General features: G+C 65.3%; 24 protein-coding genes and 1 pseudogene. 10 read left to right on the top strand and 15 right to left on the bottom strand.

The features are described from left to right. Positions 1-406 precede the first annotated feature (406 nt). From C6571_RS08330 to C6571_RS08320, 3 genes are read left to right on the top strand one after another with little or no spacing between them, the layout of a single operon-like run. Complete coding sequence (locus tag C6571_RS08330; protein ID WP_106446273.1) at positions 407-811, top strand: VOC family protein; 405 nt, start codon at positions 407-409, stop codon at positions 809-811. Further along, the gene (locus tag C6571_RS08325) at positions 808-1416 is read left to right on the top strand and encodes a class I SAM-dependent methyltransferase (RefSeq protein WP_106446272.1); all 609 of its coding nucleotides are present in this window, start codon (positions 808-810) and stop codon (positions 1414-1416) included. Before C6571_RS08330 ends, C6571_RS08325 begins: the two co-directional genes overlap by 4 nt. After that, the gene (locus C6571_RS08320; RefSeq protein ID WP_106446271.1) at positions 1409-2278 is read left to right on the top strand and encodes a tRNA-uridine aminocarboxypropyltransferase; all 870 of its coding nucleotides are present in this window, start codon (positions 1409-1411) and stop codon (positions 2276-2278) included. Before C6571_RS08325 ends, C6571_RS08320 begins: the two co-directional genes overlap by 8 nt. Positions 2279-2345: 67 nt before the next feature. On the opposite strand, the gene C6571_RS08315 is transcribed toward C6571_RS08320, so the two are convergent. Then, positions 2346-2933: a DNA-3-methyladenine glycosylase gene (locus C6571_RS08315; RefSeq protein WP_106446270.1), complete on the bottom strand. Its 588-nt coding sequence runs from the start codon at positions 2931-2933 to the stop codon at positions 2346-2348. 143 nt (positions 2934-3076) lie between these two features. Here C6571_RS08315 and C6571_RS08310 point away from each other — a divergent pair, with 143 nt between their 5' ends. Both C6571_RS08310 and C6571_RS08305 read left to right on the top strand, forming a co-directional pair. Beyond that, on the top strand, positions 3077-3334 hold the full coding sequence (locus C6571_RS08310; protein ID WP_106446269.1) for a hypothetical protein: 258 nt from the start codon (positions 3077-3079) through the stop codon (positions 3332-3334). An 8-nt stretch (positions 3335-3342) separates the two neighbouring features. Beyond that, entirely contained in the window at positions 3343-3957 is a 615-nt protein-coding gene (locus tag C6571_RS08305) for a DUF1439 domain-containing protein (RefSeq protein ID WP_106446268.1), read from the top strand. Positions 3958-4027: 70 nt separating this feature from the next. On the opposite strand, the gene C6571_RS08300 is transcribed toward C6571_RS08305, so the two are convergent. From C6571_RS08300 to C6571_RS08235, 14 genes and pseudogenes are all read right to left on the bottom strand, one after another. Beyond that, complete coding sequence (locus C6571_RS08300; protein WP_106446267.1) at positions 4028-4420, bottom strand: RidA family protein; 393 nt, start codon at positions 4418-4420, stop codon at positions 4028-4030. Positions 4421-4436: 16 nt separating this feature from the next. Beyond that, complete coding sequence (locus tag C6571_RS08295) at positions 4437-4877, bottom strand: acyl-CoA thioesterase (protein WP_245901463.1); 441 nt, start codon at positions 4875-4877, stop codon at positions 4437-4439. Positions 4878-5038: 161 nt separating this feature from the next. Beyond that, a complete protein-coding gene (locus C6571_RS08290; RefSeq protein WP_106446266.1) occupies positions 5039-5749 on the bottom strand; it encodes an ABC transporter ATP-binding protein in 711 nt (236 codons plus the stop codon). Then, positions 5746-6510 carry an ABC transporter ATP-binding protein gene (locus C6571_RS08285; RefSeq protein WP_106446265.1) on the bottom strand — a complete coding sequence of 255 codons (765 nt, stop codon included), beginning with the start codon at positions 6508-6510 and terminating at the stop codon, positions 5746-5748. The genes C6571_RS08290 and C6571_RS08285 overlap by 4 nt, the downstream gene beginning before the upstream one ends. Continuing rightward, a complete protein-coding gene (locus C6571_RS08280) occupies positions 6507-7487 on the bottom strand; it encodes a branched-chain amino acid ABC transporter permease (protein ID WP_170094820.1) in 981 nt (326 codons plus the stop codon). Before C6571_RS08280 ends, C6571_RS08285 begins: the two co-directional genes overlap by 4 nt. Positions 7488-7739: 252 nt before the next feature. Continuing rightward, positions 7740-8660: a branched-chain amino acid ABC transporter permease gene (locus C6571_RS08275; protein ID WP_106446264.1), complete on the bottom strand. Its 921-nt coding sequence runs from the start codon at positions 8658-8660 to the stop codon at positions 7740-7742. A gap of 246 nt (positions 8661-8906) precedes the next feature. Then, positions 8907-10091, bottom strand: a complete 1185-nt coding sequence (locus C6571_RS08270; RefSeq protein ID WP_106446263.1) for an ABC transporter substrate-binding protein — start codon at positions 10089-10091, stop codon at positions 8907-8909. A gap of 50 nt (positions 10092-10141) precedes the next feature. Beyond that, positions 10142-11769 (bottom strand): annotated as a pseudogene (locus C6571_RS08265) (AMP-binding protein). A 35-nt stretch (positions 11770-11804) separates the two neighbouring features. Beyond that, positions 11805-12980: an acyl-CoA dehydrogenase family protein gene (locus C6571_RS08260; RefSeq protein ID WP_106446262.1), complete on the bottom strand. Its 1176-nt coding sequence runs from the start codon at positions 12978-12980 to the stop codon at positions 11805-11807. Between the two features lies 1 nt (position 12981). Next, positions 12982-13836 (bottom strand): enoyl-CoA hydratase family protein, encoded by an 855-nt coding sequence (locus C6571_RS08255; RefSeq protein WP_106446261.1) that lies wholly within the window; start codon positions 13834-13836, stop codon positions 12982-12984. Then, a complete protein-coding gene (locus tag C6571_RS08250; protein ID WP_106446260.1) occupies positions 13833-14408 on the bottom strand; it encodes a MarR family winged helix-turn-helix transcriptional regulator in 576 nt (191 codons plus the stop codon). Before C6571_RS08250 ends, C6571_RS08255 begins: the two co-directional genes overlap by 4 nt. A gap of 10 nt (positions 14409-14418) precedes the next feature. Next, positions 14419-15210, bottom strand: a complete 792-nt coding sequence (locus tag C6571_RS08245) for an SDR family NAD(P)-dependent oxidoreductase (protein WP_106446259.1) — start codon at positions 15208-15210, stop codon at positions 14419-14421. Positions 15211-15219: 9 nt separating this feature from the next. Next, positions 15220-17556 carry a bifunctional salicylyl-CoA 5-hydroxylase/oxidoreductase gene (locus C6571_RS08240; RefSeq protein WP_106446258.1) on the bottom strand — a complete coding sequence of 779 codons (2337 nt, stop codon included), beginning with the start codon at positions 17554-17556 and terminating at the stop codon, positions 15220-15222. A 158-nt stretch (positions 17557-17714) separates the two neighbouring features. Next, positions 17715-18353, bottom strand: a complete 639-nt coding sequence (locus C6571_RS08235) for a TetR/AcrR family transcriptional regulator (RefSeq protein WP_106446257.1) — start codon at positions 18351-18353, stop codon at positions 17715-17717. 108 nt (positions 18354-18461) lie between these two features. Here C6571_RS08235 and C6571_RS08230 point away from each other — a divergent pair, with 108 nt between their 5' ends. From C6571_RS08230 to C6571_RS08210, 5 genes are all read left to right on the top strand, one after another. Next, positions 18462-18878 (top strand): VOC family protein, encoded by a 417-nt coding sequence (locus tag C6571_RS08230; RefSeq protein ID WP_106446256.1) that lies wholly within the window; start codon positions 18462-18464, stop codon positions 18876-18878. Continuing rightward, entirely contained in the window at positions 18875-19252 is a 378-nt protein-coding gene (locus C6571_RS08225; RefSeq protein ID WP_106446255.1) for a GFA family protein, read from the top strand. The genes C6571_RS08230 and C6571_RS08225 overlap by 4 nt, the downstream gene beginning before the upstream one ends. A gap of 100 nt (positions 19253-19352) precedes the next feature. Beyond that, positions 19353-19910, top strand: a complete 558-nt coding sequence (locus C6571_RS08220; RefSeq protein ID WP_106446254.1) for a dihydrofolate reductase family protein — start codon at positions 19353-19355, stop codon at positions 19908-19910. Between the two features lie 271 nt (positions 19911-20181). After that, positions 20182-20595 (top strand): VOC family protein, encoded by a 414-nt coding sequence (locus tag C6571_RS08215; protein WP_106446253.1) that lies wholly within the window; start codon positions 20182-20184, stop codon positions 20593-20595. Between the two features lie 108 nt (positions 20596-20703). Further along, a complete protein-coding gene (locus tag C6571_RS08210; protein ID WP_106446252.1) occupies positions 20704-21186 on the top strand; it encodes a VOC family protein in 483 nt (160 codons plus the stop codon). Positions 21187-21308 lie beyond the last annotated feature (122 nt).

Below are 21308 nucleotides of genomic sequence, written 5' to 3'. Positions count from 1 at the left end.
TCCCGGGCGTTTTTTTGCCTCGGGCGGGTGGCGGAAGCAAAGGCAGAAACGGCATTTTTCCCAGGAACAGCGCCTGCGTTCAGAAGGCGCATGCTGGACAGCGCCCAGGCGGCCCACGCGCGGGCGCCTGCAGGCAGTTGCGAACCTGTTTACGATCCCCTGGTGCCGTGAGTTGGAAGTTCGTTTCAGAAAGCTGCCTGGAATCGCCGCCATGCCGCGTTGCACATCCGCGCGATAGCTCCGGCCATCGCTGGGGTGTGCTTTGCCTGGCGACGATTTCGACGCCTTTGCCTTTTTCAACCCACGTCCAACGCACGACACCAGCGCGCCGCACGCCAGGAGTGGCTGTGTCGGCAACCGGATTTTTCAATCAAATCCCCTTCGCCGGGGCCAATCGGAGACAACGATGTTCAGTCATGTGATGGTGGGTGTGAACGATCTCGAAGCGTCCAGGCAGTTCTACGACGCGGTGCTGGGCACCCTGGGCCACGGCCCCGGCGTGGCCAACCGGAATCGTTATTTCTACCGCAGCCGCTCCGGCAGCTTCGGCATCACCACACCCATCAACGGCGAAGCGGCCTGCCACGGCAACGGCAGCACCATCGGCTTCACCGTCGATTCGCCAGAGCAAGGCGCGGCGTTCCATGCCGCCGGCCTGGCCAACGGCGGCAGCACCTGCGAAGACCCGCCCGGTTTTCGCGAGGGCGAAATGGGACGGCTGTACCTGGCTTACCTGCGCGACCCCGATGGCAACAAGATTTGCGTGGTGCACCGCCCGCCCAAGCCCGAAGCGGGCGCTGCGCGCGCGTGAAATCTGCCCAAGCCGAGGTGTTTGACGAAGCGTATTACCAGCGCTTTTATTTCGACAAGAAAACCAGCGTCGTGGACCCCGGCCACGTCGAGCGCCTGGGCGCTTTTGTGTGCAGCTATTTGCAGTACCTGCGCGTGCCGGTGCAGCGCGTGCTGGACATGGGCTGCGGCATCGGGCTGTGGCGGGACGTAGTGGCGCGGCATTTTCCGCATGCCACGTACCACGGCGTGGAATTGAGCCCCTACCTGTGCGAACGCTTTGGCTGGGAGCAAGGCTCGGTGGTGGACTACCGCGCCAGTGCGCCCTACGACCTGGTGATCTGCCAGGGCGTGCTGCCGTATCTGGACGCCGCCGACTTGAAACGCGCCATGCACTCTCTGGGCCTGCTCTGCAGTGGAGCCTTGTACCTGGAGGCGGTCTCGCGCGAGGACTGGGAGCAGGACATCCTGGACGAGAACCTGACCGACCCGCGCATGTTCCGCCACCGCGCCGCGCTCTACCGGCGCGGGCTCGAACCCAACTACACCGCATTGGGCGGCGGGCTGTGGCTGAGCCGCCAGGCCGAGGTTCCCTTGTTTGCGCTGGAGAGCCTGAGCAATGCCTGAGGGCGCGGGCGTGCCTGCCCCGCCCCACGCCGTTTCGAAACTGAAGGCCGCCCGCCTGGCGCGCAGCACCAAGCCCTTTCTGGCGCGCGGCGGCCCCAAGGGCGATCGCTGCCCCGGCTGCCGGCTGGTGCCCAGCCACTGCCTGTGCGCGCTGCATCCACAAACACCAGCGCGCGCCGGCGTCTGCCTGTTGATGGCCGACATCGAACCCCTCAAACCCAGCAACACCGGCTGGCTGGTGGCCGACGTGGTGGCTGACACCTTTGCATTCGGCTGGGCGCGCACCGCAGTGGACCCGGCCTTGTTGGCGCTGCTGGCCGACCCGCAGTGGCAGCCTTTTGTGGTGTTCCCAGGTGAGTTTGTGGCGCCCGAGCGGGTGGTGCACGCGGTTGAAGTTTCTGCTGGCGGAGCCAAAGCGCTGCCGCGTCGCCCACTGTTCATCCTGCTGGACGCCACCTGGCCCGAGGCGCGCAAGATGTTTCGCAAAAGCCCGTATCTCGACGCCTTGCCGGTGCTCAGCCTGCAACCCGAGCAGCTCTCGCGCTACCGCTTGCGCCGCAGCGCGCGCACCGACCATTTCTGCACCGCCGAAGTCGCTGCGCTGTGCCTTGCGCTGGCGGGCGACGACCAGGCCAGCGCGGTACTGGAGGCCTGGCTGGATGTGTTTACCCACCACTACCTGCAGGCCAAGCACCAGTTGCCGGTGGATGGGCACGGCTGGGGGCAGCTTGCACTTGCAGGCGCTGTGCAAGACGGCGCTGAGCTAATTCAGTTTCTCAATCAATCGAGTACGCGAAGGCGAAGCGCAGGCAGTACAGGCGTACTGACAAAGCGAAGCCGACAAAGTAACCGTTTGATTTAGAAATGGAGTAACAAGCGCTGCACGCAGCCGACCGTGTTCCGTCGAGATAGGCGTCGCAACGCGCTTCCTACGCACCGCGCCCAAAGCCCCGGCTCAAGTAACGCGAGCCGCGCTCGCCAAAACGCCAGGGTGTCTCCACCGCCTTGCTGATGCCGATGCGCGAACCGGCCAGCACGTCCGCCGCCTGTCCATTCCACAGCAAAGCGAAGGTGGGCGGCTGCACCGGCCGATGGTTCCAACTGTGGTCCACGCCGAGTGCCTGCGCCAGGCGGCCGGGGCCGGCGCAGAGCAGGCGCGGGTCTTGCAGGCCACGGCGTTCGCACATTGCCTCCAGCCCGTGCGTGGGCTCCAAGGCACGCAGCAGCACGCCCGCGCCGTGGCCGGCTTCGCGGCAGACCAGGTTCATGCACCAGTGCAGGCCGTAGGAGCGGTAGACATAGACATGCGCGGGCGGGCCGAACATGGCGGCGTTGCGCACCGAAGGCCCGGTATAGGTGTGCGAGGCCGGGTCTTGCTGGTCGTAGGCCTCGGTTTCTACAATGCGGCCGCCGATGCCGTTGACCAGCAGCGTCACACCGATCAGGCGCCGTGCCACGTCGCACGAATCCATGCTGAAGTCGATGTCGACGGCCCGCAAATGGTCTGGGGTTGGCATGTTGCTCCTTAAACGATAGCTGTCTGCGCTTATCAGATAAGCGCTAGCCACCATTTTTATTCATATTTCTAATCCATACTGCGCTCTGGCGTACAGTGCCATCCCGCCACCCCGCTCCCGCCCATCTCCAGAGAAAGACTCCCATGACCCCCGGCAAAGACCCCGCCCGCGCGAGCGAGCTGAAGAAGATGGAGCTGTGCGAAGCCTGCGCCGGCATCCAGCGCAACTGGCGCCGCGCGCCTGGCCACGCCGAACTGGTTCAGGGCGGCCACCGGCGCGAGGAACATGCCGGGCATGTAGTGACCATCACGCGCCACATCTGCGAGCGCTGCGGCACCGCCTGGGAATACACCAACGACAAACGCGACCAGCGCGCCGGCTGGGCCGTGGTGGGACGCTGAAGGCCGCCATGCGCCCTGCGCTTCGCGGCCCCGCAGGCCCGTCCCGGCGGCACTGGCTGCTGCGCGCCGGAGCCGCCGCTGCGCTTGCGCTGACCGCTGGCCTGCGCCCCGCGTCGGCCGGTCTGGGGATTTCGGGCTACACGGTGTCGCTGGCGCAATTGCTGGCCATGCTGAGCCAGCGCTTTCCGCGCCGCTTTCCGCTTGCCGGCCTCGCGACGCTGGAACTGCTGCCTCCCGGCCTGGCCCTGCGACCCGAAGTCAACCGTCTGCGCGCCCGGATCCCCGCCGTGCTCAGCGGCCCCGCCATCGGCGCGCCCCGCGAAGGTGTGCTGGAAAGCGAGTTCGGCCTGCGCTACGAAGCGAACGACCGCACGCTGCGCGCCCACGACATCGCTGTACACAGCCTGGAAATCGACGGATTGGAGCCTGCTGCGGCCGCCCTGCTGCACGCCTGGGCCCCGCGGCTGGCGCGGCGCGCACTGGGGGAGGTGGTGCTGCACCGGCTGGAAGAAAAGGACCTCGCTTTGCTGGACGGCCTGGGCCTGCAGCCGGGCGCCATTGCGGTGACCGAGCAGGGACTGTCTATTGCCTTTGTCCGGCGCAGCCTGAATACGCAATATTGATAGCTGCCAGCGCTTTATGGATAAGCGCTGGAGGCCATTTTTCCTGGTATTTTGTCCCCGGCCTGGCGCGTCAGTCCGGCACCACCGCTGTGACCTCGATCTCGACCTTGGCGCGGTCTTCAATCAGGGCGGCCACTTCCACCGCCATCATCGTGGCGTTGAAACTGCCGATGAGTTCGCGAAACGCCTTGCCGATCTCGGGGTAGGCGGCCACGTACTCGCGCTTGTCGGTGACGTACCAGTTCATGCGCACGATGTGCTCGGGCAGGGCATCGGCTTCCTTGAGCACTGCCACCACGTTGGTCAGCGCCTGGCGCACCTGGCCGGCCAGATCATCCGTATGGAACTTGCCCTGCGCGTCCCAGCCGATCATTCCCGCAACGAAGACCATGCGGCCACGGACCGAGATACCGTTGGAATAGCCCTTGGGACGCGGCCAGCCGGGGGGAAGAAGAATTTGCATGTCGAGACTCCTCGGTTCACTGAAGGGGGACAAACGCTGCGAGCGCATCGCGCACGTCGGGCGGAAAGGCGATGGGACGGTGCGTCTCCAGGCTGGTGGCCACCAGCACCTGGCGCGACGCCACGCGCAGTTGCTCGCCAGCCCGGCAGCAAAGATCGAGCGCGAGCGAACTGCGGCCCAGGCGCGCAATCGACAGGCCCAGCACCACGTCGTCGCCCATGCGGCTGATGGCAGAAAAGTCGCATTCCAGCCGCACGATGGGCAGGCCGACACGGCGCGGGCCGAGCAGCTCGGCATACGGCACGCCCAGGCCGTCGGTGAACCAGTCTTCCACCAGACCGTTGAACATCACCAGGTACTGCGGGAAGAAGACAATGCCCGCCGGGTCGCAATGCGCGAAACGAATGCGCAGCGCACGCTCGAAACGGGGAGCGGTAGATGGAGAAGCGGCATTCACATCAGCGCCCCACTACCGGCCACTCGCATGGAACAGGCATGACCCATGCCGGACACCGCGCAAGGGCCGCCCCGCCGCGCCGGTGTCGTCCCCCTTCCGTATCGCGCAGCGATGCAAGAGAAGGGGGATGCGGCGAAGCCGCTCAGGGGGTTGGTCGCCATTCATACTCCGATGTAGCGCTGCCACAGCGACGGGTCAGCGCCCAACTGCTCCGAATCGCCCTGCCAGACCACCTGCCCGCGCTCGATGATGGTGTGGCGGTCGGCCAGGCGCACCAGGCGCTGCACGTATTTGTCGATCACCAGAATGGTTTGCCCCTGCGCCCGCAGCGTGGCGAGACAGCGCCAGATTTCCTCGCGAATCAGCGGCGCCAGCCCCTCGGTGGCTTCGTCCAGCACCAGCAGGTGCGGGTTGGTCATGAGGGCGCGGCCAATTGCCAGCATCTGCTGCTCGCCGCCAGAGAGCTGGTTGCCCATGTTGCGCGAACGCTCGGCCAGGCGGGGGAACAGCGCATAGACGCGATCGAGCGTCCAGGGCTCGCTACTCGCGTTGCGGTTGGCGCCAAAGGCGCGCAGGTTCTCGCTGACCGACAGGTTGGGAAAGATCTGCCGCCCTTCAGGCACCACAGCGAGGCCCATGCGGGCAATGCGGTCCGGCGCCAGCGCTTCAATGCGCTCCCCCTGGAAACGCACCGTACCGCCGCGCGCACGCGTCAGGCCCAGCAGCGAGCGCACCGTGGTGGTCTTACCCATGCCGTTGCGGCCCAGCAGTGTGGCGACTTCGCCCTCTGCAATAGCAAACGAGACGCCGAACAGCACCTGGCTGCTGCCGTACGCCGTCTCCATCGAATCCACTTCCAGCAAGGCCGTCATGCGCCGATCTCCGCTTCGTCGCCCAGATAAGCACGCCGCACGTCGGCGTTCTCGCGAATCTCGGCCGGCGTGCCGGTGGCGATGACGCGGCCAAACACCAGGGTGGAAATCCGGTCTGCCAGGCGAAATACCGCGTCCATATCGTGCTCTACCAGCAGCATCGTCGCCTCGCCGCGCAGGCTGTGCAGCAGCGCCACCATGCGCTCGGATTCGTCCGGCCCCATGCCGGCCATGGGCTCGTCGAGCAGCAACAGTCGGGGCCGCAAGGCCAGCGCCAGGCCGACTTCCAGCTGGCGCTGCTCGCCGTGCGACAGCGCGCCTGCCAAACGGTGCAGTTGAGCGCCCAGCCCGACGCGCTCGGCCACGGCCGTTGCGGCGTCGTAGCGCGCGCGCTCGCTGCGCGCGGGCTGCCAAAAACGCAGGCTGCTGCCGCTTTTGGCCTGCACGGCCAGCGCCAGGTTGTCGAGTACGGAAAGACGTTTAAAGACGCTGGTAATCTGGTACGAGCGCACCAGCCCCAGGTGCACGCGCGCGTGCATCGGCAGATCAGTGATGTTTTGCTTGCCAAACCAGATCGTTCCGCTGGTGGGCTCCAGCGCGCCCGAGAGCTGATGGATCAGCGTGGTTTTGCCGGCGCCGTTGGGGCCGATGAGCGCGTGGATTTCGCCGTCTTGCACGTCCAGGCTCGCGTCGTCCGTGGCCGCCAGGCCCCCAAAGCGCTTGACGAGGTGCAGAACGCGCAGCAGCGGCACCGTGCTCATGCTCGCTCCTTCTTGCCGGCGCGCAGGCTCATCAGCCCGTTGGGGGCCAGCAGCACCACGGCCAGCAGCACGGCGCCCAGGCCCATTTGCCAGTAAATGGTGTAGCTGACCAGCCCCTCTTCGATCAGCAAAAAGGCCGCCGCGCCGGCCAGGCCGCCGAACAAGTGCCCCACGCCACCCAGAATGACCATCACCAGCAGCATGCCCGACTGGCTCCATTGCATGGTTGAGGGACTGACATAACTGCCTTGGTTGGCCAGCAGCGCGCCGGCCAGGCCGGCCACCGCGCCAGCCAGCGTGAACGCCACCAGCTTGTAGCGAAACACCGGAAAACCCAGCGCCGCCATGCGCACCTCGTTCTCGCGAATGCCTTGCAGCACATGGCCAAAACGCGCATTCAGCAGCCGCTGTATGGCCAGGAACGCCAGTACGAAAAGCACCAGCACAACGAAATAGAACTGCGTGTCGCTCGACAGATCCAGGCCCATGCCCAGGTCGGAACGCGTGAACAGCGACATGCCATCCTCGCCGCCATAGTTCTTCAGCGACACCATCAGGTAGTACAGCATCTGCGCAAACGCCAGGGTGATCATGATGAAGTACACGCCCTGGGTGCGCAGGCTGATGAGGCCGATGACGCAGGCGAACAGTCCGCCGAGCACGAACGCCGCTGGCCAGGCAATCCACGCCGAGGCGATGCCGCTTTGCATCAGGATGCCCACGGTGTAGGCGCCAATGCCGACAAACGCCGCATGGCCAAAACTCACCATGCCGCCAAAGCCCAGAATCAGATTCAGGCTGGTGGCGGCCAGGGCAAATATCAGCACGCGGCTGGCCACGCCAATGTAGAAGTCTTCGCCCAGGCCATGCGCAATGGCGGGCAGCAGGGCGAGCAGAACGAGCAACGGAACGCTCCAGCGCAGGTGCAGGCCGTGGTCGAGGATGCTGCTTTCCGGCGCAGATTTGGATGGGTTCATGTCGGTTTTACGCACGGCGTCTGCGCGGTGCAGGCGCTTTGAATGGGCATGACTCATGCCAGCGGACGCCGCGCAAGGGCCGCCCCGCCGCGCTGGCGCCGTCCTCCTTCCCGCGCAGCGCAGCGAAGCGAGAGAAGGGGCTGAAGACCTCGGCTCCAAGCCTGCCTGCGCAGGCCTGGACGGCTCCGAAGAGCTTGCGCCTCTGGCGCTTGTTCGAAGCGGCAAAGCCGCTCAGGGGGATGTACTCCATCTTCAGCCGTGGGCGGGGAACAGGCCCTGCGGTTTCCAGAAGAGCACTGCGGCCATGAGCACGTAGATCAGGATCGACGCCACGGCCGGCCCGGCATTGGAGGCCGCAGCCGGCCCCATCAACTGGCCGAACAGCAGCGGAATGAGCGTGCGGCCTGCGGTGTCCACCACGCCGACAAGCAAGGCGCCCAGCAGCGCGCCACGGATCGAGCCGATGCCACCGATCACGATGACCACAAAGGCCAGAATCAAGATGCTCTCGCCCATGCCCACCTGCACCGCAAGCAGCGGCCCCAGCATGCCGCCGGCTACCGCGCACAGCGCAGCGCCCAGGGCGAACAGCGCCGTGAACAGCCGGCGCACGTTGGTACCCATGGCCAGCGCCATTTCGCGGTTGGAGGCTCCGGCCCGCACCTGCATGCCCACGCGGGTGTGCGTCACCAGCAAATACAGCAGCAGCGCAACCGCAAGCCCGACACCGATAATGAACAGGCGAAACGCCGGATACACAAAGCCCGGCAGCAACTCGACCGGCCCGGCAAGCACCGCCGGCGGGTTGAGCTGCAGGGGCTGCGAACCCCAGACCATGCGCACCCCCTCGTTGGCCATGAGCAGGATGGCAAACGTACCCAGCACCTGCGCCAGGTGGTCGCGCTGGTAGAGCCGGCGCAGCACCGTGACTTCGAGCAGCACACCGATCGCTGCGGTGGCGACAATGCCGCCGGCCAGCCCCAGCCAGAACGAACCCGACGCCGCTGCGATGGTGGCGATCAGGTAGGCGCCCACCATGTAGAGCGAGCCATGCGCCAGGTTGATCATGTCCATGATGCCGAACACCAGCGTGAGCCCGGCGGCCAGCAGGAACAGCATCAGGCCGAACTGCAGGCCGTTGAGCATTTGCTCGAGAATCAAGATTCCGGTCATGGGGTGGTCAAAGGGGGAGTACGCATTTCGCTTGCAGAGCCGCCGTGACTCGCGCGAAAACGCAGGCCTGGCGAGCAACGCACCCAGTCGGCGCAGAAGGAGCAGGGGGACTGCGCATCCAACCCTCGGTAGCTACAGAGCGCGCATTTCGCTTCCAAATCGCCTGTGCCTAGGCGCGGCGCCGCAGGCAGTGCGATTCGCACGACAAGGCAACGCAACGACGGCACGGGTGATTTGGATGCGAAATCAGGAAGGCATCTTGCATTGGGCGGCGTACGCATCGCCATGGTCCTTGAAGATGGTCGACAGCGTCTTGTTGGTGATGCGGCCCTGGCTGTCCTTGCCGATCACGCGCAGGTAGTAGTCCTGAATCGGGAACTGGTTGGTGTTGAACTTGAAGTTGCCGCGCACCGAGTCGAACTTGGCGGCCTTGAGGGCTTTGCGCACCGCCTGCTTGTCCTCGATCTTTCCCTTGACGTCGCGCACGGCGGCGTTCATGAGCTGCGCAGCGTCGTAGCCTTGCGCCGCGTACAGCGTCGGCAGTCGGCCGTACTCTTTCTGGAAGTCGGCGACGAAACGCTTGTTGGCCGCGTTGTCCATGTCGTGGCCCCATTGCGAGCTGTTGAACATGCCGAGCATGGGCTCGCCCACGGCGCGGATCACGTCCTCATCGGCCGAGAAACCGGGGCCGAACAGCGTCATGTCCTTGGAAAGGCCGGCACCGACGAACTGCTTGATGAAGTTGATGCCCAGGCCGCCGGGCAGGAAGATGTAGACCGCGTCGGCGCCCGAGGCGCGCAGGTTGGACAGCTCGGCGCCGTAGTCAAGCTGGCTGAGCGGCGTGTAGACCTCTTGCACGATTTCGCCTTTGTAGTAGCGCTTGAAGCCGGCGAGCGCGTCCTTGCCTGCAGGGTAGTTGGGGGCGAGCAGCGCCACCTTCTTGAAGCCCTTGTCGTTCACCACCTTGCCGACGGCTTCGTGCATGTTGTCGTTCTGGTACGAAACGCTGAAGAAGTAGGGATTGCACTGGGCGCCAGCGAGCTGCGAGGGACCGGCATTGGCGCTCAGATAAAAGGTCTTCGACTGGAACACCGCGGGCGCCACGGCCAGCATGATGTTGGAGAACACGACGCCGGTCATGAAGTCGACGTTGTCGCGTTTGATCAGGCGCTCGGCCGTCTGCTTGGCAGCGTCTGGGCTCATCTGATCGTCCACCACGATGACTTCGGCGGGCAAGGTGCCGAGCTTGCCGCCGTTGTGCTTCATGGCAAGCTGGAAGCCGTCACGGATATCGATGCCCAGGCCGGCGCCGGGGCCCGAGAGCGTGCTCATCAGCCCCACTTTGACGTGGTCTGCTGCATGGGCCGATGCGGACAAAAGGGCGGCGGCGGCCACCAGGCTGAGGGCGCCGAGGCGCGAAGATGCGGTCATGGTGTTGTCTCCTTCGAAGGGTTGCGGTGTGGACGGTCTGCGCCGTTGGGTTACAGGGGTTCGTGCAGCTTGAAGCGCTGGAGCTTGCCGGTCTGCGTGCGCGGTAGCTTATCGATGAAAGCAACAACGCGTGGGTACTTGTAGGGCGCTGCGTGCTGCTTGACGAAATCCTGCAGCGCACGCGCCATGTCTTCGTCGCCCGACGCACCGGCGCCCGACGCATCGGCACGCAGCACCACAAAGGCCTTGACGATTTGCCCACGTTCGGCGTCCGGCACGCCCACCACGGCGCACTCGGCCACCCAAGGGTGCTGCATCAGCGATTCTTCGACTTCCGGTGCGGCGATGTTGTAGCCCGCCGAGATGATCATGTCGTCGGTGCGCGCCTGGTAGAAAAAATAGCCGTCGGCATCCATCAGGTAGGCGTCGCCGGTGAGATTCCAGCCGTTTTGCACGTAGTTGTGCTGGCGCTCGTCGTTGAGATAGCGGCAGCCCGTCGGACCTTGGACGGCGAGCTTGCCGACGGTGCCGGGCGCCACTTCGTTGCCCAGGTCGTCCACTACGCGGGCGCGGTAGCCGGGCACCGGCGTGCCGGTGGCGCCGGGCCGCGCATGGGCTTCGTCGTGCGAGATGAAAATGTGCAGCAGCTCGGTGGCACCAATGCCGTCGATCAGCTCGATGCCCGTGGCTTCCTTCCACAGCGCGCGCGTGGCCGCCGGCAGGGCTTCGCCTGCGGAGACGCATTTGCGCAGCGATGTGCGCCGCAGCGCCTCGCCATGGGCCGCCAGCGCGCGGTACGAAGTGGGCGCGGTGAACAACACCGTGGCGCCATACTCCGCAATGGCTTGCAGCAACTGGGGCGGGCCGGCCTTCTCCAGCAGCACGGTGGATGCGCCTATCGCCATGGGAAACAGCACCAGGCCACCCAGACCAAAGGTGAAGGCCAGCGGCGGGCTGCCCATGAAAACATCGTCCGGCGTCGCCTTGAGCACATGCGGAGGCCAGCAGGCGCAAATGGCCATCACGTCGCGGTGGAAGTGCATGGTGGCCTTGGGGATTCCGGTCGTTCCCGAGGTGAAGGCGAACATGCAGGTGTCCGTCGCCGCCGTATCCACATTGTTGAACCGGGGAGGCTGGCGCGCCATTCCTGCCTCCAGGCAGTCCTCCCCGCCCGCGCCGAAACAGCGGATGTGGGCTAGCTGGGGGCGGGCTTCGGCCGTCAGGGTCAGCTCTTCGGTCAGCGCGGCATCGCACAGCGCATGCGTGACGCGGCCGATTTCGACAATGGCCTTGAGTTCCTTGGCGCGCAGCAGCGGCATGGTGGTGACGGCAATGGCGCCGGCCTTCATTACCGCGAACCAGCAGGCCACCAGCATCGGGTTGTTGGGCGCGCGCAGCAGCACCCGGTTGCCGGGCACCACGCCCAGCTCATTCACCAGCACGTTCGCTATGCGGTTGGCCCTGTCTTGCAGCTCGGCATAGGTCCAGCGGACGCCCGGCGCGCGCAGGCACAGGCGGTCGCCGCGGCCTTCGGCGATGTGGCGGTCGAGCAGTTCGGTGGCGCAGTTGAGCCGCTCAGGGAACTGCAGAGCGGGCAGGTCGAAAAGGAATTCTGGCTGCTGGTCGGCAGGGGCAGGTGGTCGGCAGCGAAGGTGTCGACGTGGGCGCTTGCGGACATGGTCTGGGCTCCTCTGTCTGGTTCCGGCGGGGCGGTCAGGCTTGGGCCGGCTCGGCGCTGCGCAGCAGGTCGCGCGCAATGATGAGCTGCTGCACTTCGGTGGCGCCTTCGTAGATGCGCAGCGCGCGAATCTCGCGGTACAGGCGCTCCACCGGCTGGCCGCTGACCACGCCCAGTCCGCCCAACATCTGCACGGCCGCGTCAATCACCTGCTGGGCGTTCTCGGTTGCGGTCATCTTCGCCATGGCGGCTTCGCGCGTCACGTTGTGCCCCTGGTCGCGCATCCAGGCTGCGCGGTAGGTGAGCAGCGCGGCGCTGTCGATGGCGGTGGCCATCTGCGCCAGCTTGGCCTGCGTCAACTGAAAGTCGGCCAGCACGCCGCCAAACATCTTGCGTGTGGTGGCGCGCTGCAAGGCTTCGTCAAAGGCCCTGCGCGCAAAGCCCAGGGAAGCGGCGGCAACCGAGGTGCGGAACACATCGAGCGTGCGCATCGCCACCTTGAAACCCTCGCCCGCCGCGCCGACACGCTGGCTGGCGGGAACGCGGCAGTGGGTGAAGCGCAAGCGCGCGAGCGGGTGCGGGGCGATCAGCTCGATTCGCTCGGCCACCTCGAAGCCGGGGGTATGCGCCTCCACGATGAAGGCGCTGATGCCTCTGGCGCCTGGCGCCTCGCCGGTTCGCGCAAAGACCACGTAGAAGTCGGCAATGCCACCGTTGGAGATCCAGGTCTTTTCACCGTCCAGCACATAGTGCGCGCCATCGGCTCGGGCGGTGCAGGCCATGGCAGCCACGTCGGACCCGGCTTCGGCCTCCGACAGGGCAAAGGCGCTGATGGCTTCACCAGCGGCTACGCGCGGCAGGTATTTCTGGCGCTGCATCTCGCTACCCGCCAATGAAATGGCGCCCGAGCCAAGACCTTGCATGGCAAACGCGAAATCGGCCAGGCCCGAATGGCGCGCCAGCGTTTCACGGATCAGGCAAATGGCGCGGGTGTCGATGGCCTCCTGCGCACCACCATGTGCCTTGCCGGCCACCGCGTGGCGCAGCCAGCCACCAGGGCCCAAGGTCTTGACGAGGTTGCGGCACTCGGCGTCCACATCGGGACCGTGCATGTCTGCAATATGGCGGCCCGCCCAGTCGTCGAGCGTGCGCGCCAGCTCGGCATGGCGCGGCTCGAAAAAGGGCCAGTCCAGGTAGCGCGTATCGGCCATGTCAGTTGCCCTCAAACGTCGGCTTTTGCTTGGCGACAAAGGCCCGGTACGCACGGCCAAAATCTTCCGTCAGCATGCACAGCGCCTGCGCCTGGGCTTCGGCTTCGATGGCTTGCTCGATGGTCATTGCCCATTCCTGGTGCAGCATGGTCTTGGTGATGCCGTTGGCAAACGTGGGCCCGTCGGCAATCTGCTTGGCGAGCGCCTGGGCTTCGGCCAGCAGGGCCGCAGGCTCGCACAAGCGGTTGAACCAACCCCAGCGCTCGCCTTCCTCCCCGCCCAGGCTGCGGCCGGTGTAGAGCAAGTCGCTGGCGCGGCCCTGGCCGACGATGCGCGGCAGCATGGCGCATGCGCCCATGTCGCAGCCGGCCAGGCCGACGCGGTTGAAGAGAAAGGCGGTCTTGCTGCGCGCGGTCCCGAGCCGCAAGTCGCTGGCCATGGCCATGATGGCGCCGGCGCCCGCACACACGCCATCGACGGCGGCGACGATGGGCTGCGGACAGGCGCGCATGGCCTTGACCAGCTCGCCCGTCATGCGGGTGAACATCAGCAGTTCAGGGGCCTTCAGTTGAATCAGCGGGCCGATGATTTCGTGCACATCCCCACCGGAACAAAAGTTGCCGCCCGCGCCCACGAGCACCACGGCGTGCACGTCTTCGGCCCACTTGAGCTGATGAAACAAATCACGCAGTTCGGCATAACTGTCGAAGGTCAGCGGATTCTTGCGCTCCGGCCGGTTGAGGGTGAGCGTGGCGACACCCGATTCCACCTGCCAGACGAAATGCTGTGCCTGGTAGCCTGCCAGTCGTTTTCGGTTGCCGGCCAGCAGCGCAGGGTCTACGCGGGATTCGGTCATGACGCGGTCTCTCTTGAAGATGGGTTGGGTGGCTGGGTGAGCGGCTCGGCGGCGCTCTGGCCATGGGCCAGGTGGACGCGCAGGTGACCCAGGTGTTCGTACAGCGCGTCTTTGCTCGCCTGTGGCAGACCGCCGAACATGTCGGTCAGCCACGCCTCATGCTCGGCGGCCATGGCGGCGAACTCGCTGCGGCCTTTCTCGGTGAGCACGACGAGGTAGGAACGGCGGTCGTCTGCGTCTGGCGTGCGCTCCACCAGGGCTTCTTTCACCAGCTGGTCGGTGAGACCCGTGACATTGCCGCCGGTCACCATGAGGTAGCGCGAAAGCAGGTTCATGCGCAGGCCTTGCGGGTGGCGTGCAAGCTGGGCCAGGTAGTCGAAGCGCGGCAAAGTCGTGCCAAAGCGGGCCCGCAGCTGGCGCCGGATCTGCTGCTCGATCTGCGTGCTGCAAGCCAGCAGGCGCAGCCAGATTTTCATGTCCAGATGGTCTTCGATCTGGGCGCGGGCTTCGAGGCCGATGTGCTCGTCGCCGAGCGCATCCACCAGCTTGAAGTGTTTGGTGTGGTTTTTCATGACATGGCGCTCACATCACTTCGCCACCGGACACGGACAGCGATTGGCCAGTGATGGCGCTGGCACCCTCTGAGCAGAGCCAGGCCACGGCGTCGGCCACCTCCTGCGGCGCCACCAGCCGGCCTTGCGGGTTGGACTGGACAAAGGCAGCGCGTGCCTCCTGCTCGCTGCGGCCAGTCTTGGCCACCACGCGCTCGATGCTGGCGCGCACGATTTCGGTGTCGGTGTAGCCGGGACAGACGGCGTTCACGGTAACGCCTTTGGCCGCCAACTCAAGGGCAAGCGAGCGCGTCAGGCCAATCACCCCGTGCTTGGCCGCACAGTACGCGGACACGTAGGCGTAGCCGACCTGGCCCGCCGTGCTGGCCACGTTGACGATGCGCCCCCATCCGGCCTCCAGCATGCCGGGCAGCGCGGCCTGGGTGCAGAGCATGGTGCCGGTGAGGTTTACGTCCAGCATGCGGCGCCAGAGCGCTTCGTCCATCTTGAGGAAGGGCGCGCTTTCGGCCTGGCCGGCGTTGTTGACGAGTACGTCCACGCGACCAAAGTGCGCCACGGCGTCGGTGAACGCCGCCGCCACTTCGGAGGCGTTTGCGACGTCGGCAGCGACTGCGTGGATTGCTTCGGGATGGTGTACGGCCAGTGCCTGCCCCACCGCCAGGCGACGCCCGAGCACCGTGACGCGCATGCCACGGCGCACCAGCAGATGGGTGATGGCTGCACCGATGCCCTGCCCACCGCCCGTGACCAGCGCATGGCGCAGGGCGGACGGTGTCGGGAGGTCGCTCAATAGGGAGGTCATGCCGATGCCCTAAGCCTTCTCGGTTGGCGCCTGCGCCGCCTTTTCGCGCGCGAAGAGCGACTCCATCTGCGCCTTGCCCGAGCGGTACTGCTTGGGCCAGGCGACGAGGGTGTAACCAATCTTCGCGGCCTCGGTCAGGGTCCAGGCAGGGTTGGCCAAGTGGGGGCGAGCAACGGCGCACAGGTCCGCGCGGCCTGCGGCCAAAATGCTGTTGGCGTGGTCGGCCTCGCTGATGGCACCGACAGCAATGGTCGGGATGCCCGCTTCCTGGCGAATGCGGTCGGCAAACGGCGTCTGGAACATGCGGCCATAGACCGGTTGCTCCTGCTTGCTGACCTGGCCGGACGAACAATCGATCATGTCGGCGCCAGCTGCCTTGAAGGCTTTGGCGATGTCCACTGCGTCGCTCGGCGTGATGCCGCCCTCGACCCAGTCGTGCGCCGAGATGCGCACCGAAATCGGTTTGTCCTGCGGCCACGCGGCGCGCACTGCGGCGAACACTTCCAATGGGTAGCGCAGACGGTTTTCCAGGGAGCCGCCGTATTCGTCCTGGCGCTGATTGGTCAGTGGCGAGATGAAGCCCGACAGCAAATAGCCGTGCGCGCAGTGCAGCTCCAGCCAGTCGGCGCCTGCGGCGTCGGCACGGCGCGTAGCGGCCACAAAATGGGCCTTCACTGTGTCCATGTCGGCATGCGTCATCGCGCGGGAGACCTGACTCACACCTGCGAGGTACTGCTGCGGCGAGGCGGACATGATGGCCCAGTTGCCCGAGACAAGGGGCTGGTCCGCGCCCTCCCAGGCAACGCGCGTTGAGGCTTTGGCGCCAGCGTGGCCAATCTGTATGCCAAATTTTGCATCGGTGTGGGTGTGGATCCAGTCGGCGATGCGGGCGAAGGCGTGACCTTGCTCGTCGGTGTACAGCCCAGGGCAACCAGGGGTAATGCGGCCCTCAGGGCTGACGCAGGTCATTTCGGCAAACACCAGACCGGCGCCGCCCATGGCGCGTGCTCCCAGGTGCACCAAGTGGAAGTCGCCAGGCACGCCCTCTACCGCCGAGTACTGCGCCATGGGCGAGACCACGATGCGGTTTTTCAGCGTGACGCCGCGCACGGCGTAAGGCGTGAACATCGGTGGCGGCGCCTTTTGCTCGGGCGCAATGCGTACCCCGGCGCGCTCGGACAGCCAGCGCTCGTAGCCTTCGAGCCAGGCGCTGTCGCGCAGGCGCAGGTTTTCGTGGCTGATGCGCTGGCTGCGCGTGAGCATGGAATACATGAACTGCTCGGGCTCGAACTGGTCGCAGTAGCGCTCGCCGCACACCTCGAACCACTCCATCGCGTTCCAGGCGGCATTTTGCAGGCGCAAGGTTTCGATGCGGCGGGCCTCCTGGTAGGTGGTCAATACTTCGGTAATGTGCTCGGGGCCATCGCCGAGCAGCTGGAACTGGCGCGTCAGCTCGATGGCATCTTCAATCGCGAGCTTGGTGCCAGAGCCAATGGCGAAATGCGCCGTGTGCACCGCATCGCCCATCAGCACCACGTGGCGGCCGTGCGCGTTTTGCAGCCACCACTGCTCGCAAACCACGCGCTGGAAGTTCAGCCAGGCTGAGCCGCGCAGATGGCGCGCGTTGGTCATCAAAGGCTCGCCCTGCAAGGTGTCGGCAAAGATTTTTTCGCAGAAGGCTATCGACTCTTCCTGGTCGGCTTGGTCCAGGCCATGCGCCAGCCAGACATGCTCGGGGCATTCGACGATGAAGGTCGTGGTCTGGTCGTCGAACTTGTAGATGTGCGCCTGGAACCAGCCGTGTTCGGTGCGCTGGAAATCGAACGTGAACGCGTCGTAGAGCTTCTTCGTGCCCAGCCAGATGAAGCGGTTGGGCCGGGTGACGATGTCGGGTTTGAAGATGTCTTGGTGCAGCGTGCGAATACGCGAATTGATGCCGTCGCTGGCAATGACCAAATCGGCGTCCGGGTAGTCCGCGTCGGACTTCGCCTCGGTCTCGAACACCAGCTTGACGCCGAGCTCTTCGCAGCGCGCCTGCAGGATGTTGAGCAGCTTCTTGCGGCCGATGCCGACGAAGCCGTGCCCCCCGGAGCGAATGCTGCGGCCCTTGAAACGCAGCTCGATATCGTCCCAGTGGTTGAACGCCTGCTCGATTTCCCTGGCCGTTGCTGCGTCCCACTGGCGCATGTTGTCCATGGTGGCATCGGAAAACACCACGCCCCAGCCGAAGGTGTCGTAGGGCTTGTTGCGCTCGACCACCGTGATGTCGTGCCCGGCGTTCTGCCGCTTCATCAAAAGCGCGAAGTACAGGCCTGCGGGCCCACCGCCAATGCACACAATTTTCATCAAGCAAGTCCCTTTGCAACGCAGAATTGCGGCTGCCAATGAAATCTAATTTATGTGCATATCATTTAGGTGTCAATTACTTTCTGGATCTTTTCTATTGGGGTTTAGCCGAGGTGCACAGGCTTGCTGCACTGCCTGGCAGCGCTGGCAGTCGGTAACTACAGGCCCCGCTCCACCATGTCCAGCAAGCGCTCACCGAGCAACTCCAAGGTCTGCGGTGGGACGCCTTGCAATGGGCCGTCGAGCGCCAGCAAGGCGAGACCGTGCACGGTGGACCACGCCAGGTACTCCGCAGCCGGTCGGCGCGTTGCTGGCAGCGCACCTGCAGCAACCAGCGCGTCAAGCGCGGCGTTCAGGTGCCCAAACGGGTTGTGGCCGATGGCGCCCGAAGCAGCAGCATCGGGCGCCAGGCTGAATGGACCGCCAAACGCGGTGCGAAACAAACCCGTCTCCGTGAACGCGAACCGCAGGTATCCCCGGCCCACGGCGCGCACCCGCGCATGCGCCTGCTCTGCCGGGCTGCCGTCTGCGGGCACGGCGCGGTATTCGGCCTCCATCGCGCGGCCCACGGCGGCCACCGCTTCGGCGCGCACCGCTGCCAGCAAATCTTCCCGACTGGCGAAGTGCCGGTAGGCAGCGTTGGGCGCAACGCCGGCGCGGCGAGTCGCCTCACGCAGCACCACTGCGGTGGGGCCGCCGTCCCGCGCCAGGGCAATGCCCGCTTCGAGCAGTGCTCGGCGCAGGTCGCCATGGCGGTAGGTGCTGCGCGGCGCGGGTTTACGATTTTTTTCACTCATCGGCACACCGCATTGTAGACAGCGTCCATTTTCTCTGCGATTATTTGTGTACGCCGTCCACAAATGCTGTGGTGGGCGCCGTGTACCCACTCGTTCAAGGAGTGTTTCATGCCAGGTCCCGTGCAACCGTATCTGTTTTTTGAAGGCCGCTGCGAGGAGGCACTGGCCTTCTACGAAAAGGCCCTTGGCGCCGAACGCGGCCAGTTGATGCGCTACAGCGACAACCCCGACCCACCCAGAGCCGATTGCCCCACGCCACCCGGCGACAAGGTCATGCATTGCAACTTCACCGTCGGTGGCACGCAGATCATGGCGTCCGACGGTATGGCCTCGGGAACAACAAACTTCAAGGGCTTCGGTTTGACTCTTGGCGCTGCGACAACCCACGAGGCCGAACGCATGTTCCAGGCGCTGGCCGATGGGGGAAAGGTTCAGATGCCTCTGGGCAAGACCTTTTACTCACCCGCATTTGGGATGGTGGAGGACCGCTTTGGTGTGCTCTGGATGGTGATGGTGTCGCCATGAGCGCAGAAACGCCTGCGCACACGCCCGCCAAATCCACCGGCAGCTGCCACTGCGGCAAGGTCGCCTTTGAAGTGGAGGGCACGCCCGACAGCGCAACGGCCTGCAATTGCAGCATGTGCCAGCGGCGCGGCTCGCTGCTGTGGTTTGTGCCGCGCGAGGCGCTGCGCCTGACCACGCCGGAAGAAAACCTGGCCACTTACCAGTTCCACGAGCGTGTCATCGAGCACCGGTTTTGCCCGGCCTGCGGCATCCACACCTTCGGCGAAGGCAGGCACCCGAACGGCCAGCGCATGGCGGCCGTGAACGTGCGCTGCCTGGACGGCGTGGATCTGGACGCCCTGACCGTGAGCCACTTCGATGGCCGCAGCGCCTGAGCACCGTCGTGCCCACCATTTCCAGGAGACTGCCTGCATGGTGCCCCCGCGCCCCGCTGAGCCACGGAAGCCAGTCTTACCTTTCTAACAAAGGCGCACTATGGGGCTCTTGACTTTTGTTATCAACCTTACTTTGGATGGCTGCGTCGATCATCAGGAAGGAATCGCCGACGACGAGACGCACACATTCTTCACCCGCCTGATGGACGAGAGCGGGGCGATGCTCTGGGGCCGCGTCACCTACGAAATGATGGAACGCTCCTGGCCGGCGATCGCCCGCGGCGACGCAGAGGCGCTGCCAGCGCTGCGCGAGTGGGCCGTCAAGTTGGAGGCCAAACCGAAGTACGTGGTGTCTTCGACGCGCAGTGACTTCCCTTGGACCAACAGCCACCACATCGCCGGTGACCTGCGTACGGGCGTACAGGCGCTCAAGGACGCAACCCCTGAAGGCGTACTTCTCGGTAGTGGCAAGCTCGCGAACGAGCTGGACCGACTCGATCTGGTCGACGAGTACAAGCTGCTCGTCCATCCCAGGATCGCCGGCCACGGACCGACTCTGTACGAGGGCGGCCTGCCCAGCACGCGTCGTCTTGAGCTGGTCTCGGCCAACCACCTGCGCAGCGGTGCGGTCGCCTTGCACTACCGGCGCGCGCCTTGACGCGGAGATGGGTCGTGTCGCGAACACGTCATTCCAGCGGACGCCGCTCAAACACGCACGAGTGCGGGCGAGGGCCATCACAAGTTGGAGTCGGCCTGCGCGTGACCGCAAGCCCATTTCGACGGGCGACCCTGGATCAGCAGCGTTTGCCATCGCGGGTCTGCACTTCCGTTGCGGCCACCTTGCACCAGGCGCCGCACGTTGAAAAAGCCAGCCAATGCGCGCAGCCCCGTGCCGATTTACCCCAAGCATCCACACACAGGAGAGCTCTGTGAGCAGACAAATCTTTGTCAACCTTCCCGTATCCGATTTGGTCAGGTCCGTCGCGTTCTTTGAAGCGCTTGGTTTTTCGAAAAATCCACAGTTTTCAAGCGACGCTGGTGCCTGCATCGTGGTGAGCGACGCGATTTCGATCATGCTGCTCACGCATGCGAGGTTCAAGGACTTCACCCCCAAAGCCGTCTGCGACACACGCGACGCGGTCGAGGTGTTGTTCAGCCTCAGCTGCGAGAGCCGCAGCGAGGTGGACGAGCTGGTTCGCAAAGCGCTTGCTGCAGGCGGTTCGACCTACGACGCGCCGCAGGATCTCGGCTTCATGTATTCCCACAGCTTTGTGGACCTGGACGGCCACGGCTGGGGGGGTTTGCACATGAGCGCTAAGCCGCAAGCCACTGTGGGTGCGTGAGCCAGATCCCACGCGAACGACGACAAAGGCGGCAAGACGGCAGGAAGCCGCGTTTTTCTGGCGGGCAGGCGCACGCGGCCAATCACCATCAAAAGGAGCCCTTACATCATGATCAGCAAGAACACCATATGCCTCTGGTACGACGGCACCGCCCTGGAAGCCGCCACCTTTTACGCCAACACGTTTGCGGACAGCGCAGTGGGCAGCGTGCTGCGCGCGCCGGGCGACTTCCCCTCGGGCAAGCAGGGCGACGTGCTTACCGTGCAATTCACGGTGTTGGGCCTGCCCTGCCTGGGCCTGAACGGCGGCCCGGCCTTCCAGCACAGCGAAGCCTTCTCGTTCCAGGTAGCGACAGACGACCAGGAAGAGACCGACCGCTTGTGGAACGCCATCGTCGGCAACGGTGGCCAGGAAAGTGAATGCGGCTGGTGCAAGGACAAGTGGGGCCTGTCGTGGCAGATCACGCCACGCGCCCTCACCGAGGCCATTGCCGACCCCGACCCGGCGGCAGCCCAGCGGACGTTCAACGCGATGATGACGATGCAGAAGATCGATATCGCCGCGATTGAGGCGGCGCGGCGGGGAGGCTAAGCCAGCGCGCGAAAGCGAGCGACCCAGGACCGACACGTGTCACTGCGGCGATGACACGCTCCGCCGTTTTCAGCTTGCCCTGAACCCTTTTCCCGCCTCACGACTACCGTTTGCATCCTATG

It is taken from the genome of Simplicispira suum, assembly GCF_003008595.1.
Classification (GTDB): domain Bacteria; phylum Pseudomonadota; class Gammaproteobacteria; order Burkholderiales; family Burkholderiaceae_C; genus Simplicispira; species Simplicispira suum.
This window is presented reverse-complemented; position numbering and strand designations above follow the sequence as displayed.